The following is a 1164-nucleotide window of genomic DNA, read 5'->3' as shown; positions in this document are numbered from 1 at the left end:
GACGCTGCCAGCAGCGCGGCGTTGATCGCGCCGGCCTTGCCGATGGCGAGGGTGCCGACCGGGATGCCGGCGGGCATCTGGACGATCGAATAGAGCGAATCGAGGCCCTTCAGCGTCTTGGATTCGACGGGAACGCCGAACACCGGGAGTTCGGTCAGCGCCGCCGCCATGCCGGGCAGATGTGCAGCGCCTCCAGCGCCGGCGATGATGACCTTGTAACCCGCGGCCTTGGCCCCCTTGGCGAAAGCAAACAGCCGGTCGGGGGTGCGGTGGGCCGAAACGATGCGGGTGTCGGCGGCAACGCCGAGCGCGGCAAGCGTGTCGGCGGCATGCCGCATCGTGTCCCAGTCCGACTGGCTTCCCATGATGATGGCGATCGGCGCGGTCATGACGTTAATTGTGCCCGAAAAACAGAAGGATAGGCCAGATTAACGGTTCCGGCCGGCGGCTCGCAAGGCGGTGGCAAGGAGAAGGGAATGCACTATCCTGTCTTGGTGAATCCCCGCAAGCCTTCATTGAGCAGGATGCCCATGAAGAAACCAAAAAGGGCGAGCGCTGCGAAGGCCAAAAAGGGCCGGAAGACCAGCGCCGGCCGATCCAAAGCTGCCCCAAAGCGGCTGACCAAACGTCCGACGAGGCTGCCGGCGCCCGGCGCGTCGGCCGATAGTGGAGCCAAGGATAGCCTCAGGGCAACGATCCGGGGCTTGCGGACCAAGCTCAAGGAGGCGCAGCGCCGGGTCGCGGAACTGGAAGCTGCGGCCGACACCGATTTCCTGCTCGAGATCCCCAACCGGCGCGGCTTCGAGCGCGAGCTCGCGCGCGCCATCGCCTACATGAAGCGCTACCGCGCCAGTGGGGCGCTGATCGTGCTCGACGTCGATCGGTTGAAGCCGATCAACGATTCGTTCGGTCATCGCGCCGGCGACGAGGTGCTCAAGGCGATTGCCGCAACGCTGACGCGGCAGGTCCGTGCTTCCGACGTGGTCGGCCGGCTTGGGGGCGACGAGTTCGCGCTGCTGCTCTGGAATCTCAGCGAGACCGACGCCAAGGCGAAGGCGGCCGCCTTTGAGCAGGCGGTGGACGAATTGTCCTTTGTCTTTCGCGACCAGCAGGTGACCGCGGGCGCCTCCGCCGGGGTCGCGCTGCTGGGGGCGCAGTCCGATG

Annotated in this window: 2 protein-coding genes; one reads left to right on the top strand and one right to left on the bottom strand. The window is 66.4% G+C overall.

From position 1 onward, the window contains the following. Positions 1-389 (bottom strand): 5-(carboxyamino)imidazole ribonucleotide mutase (gene purE, locus MOV75_RS39035; RefSeq protein WP_247008175.1); only part of this gene is annotated, 389 nt, incomplete at its 3' end. A gap of 141 nt (positions 390-530) precedes the next feature. Between purE and MOV75_RS39030 the strand changes: the two genes are divergently transcribed. Next, a partial coding sequence (locus tag MOV75_RS39030) for a GGDEF domain-containing protein (protein ID WP_247008173.1) occupies positions 531-1164 on the top strand: 634 nt, incomplete at its 3' end.

The sequence above is a fragment of the Bradyrhizobium sp. PRIMUS42 genome (assembly GCF_023006515.1).
Lineage (GTDB): Bacteria > Pseudomonadota > Alphaproteobacteria > Rhizobiales > Xanthobacteraceae > Bradyrhizobium.
Note: the sequence above shows the minus strand (reverse complement) of the source record. Positions and strands in the feature narration are given on the sequence as shown.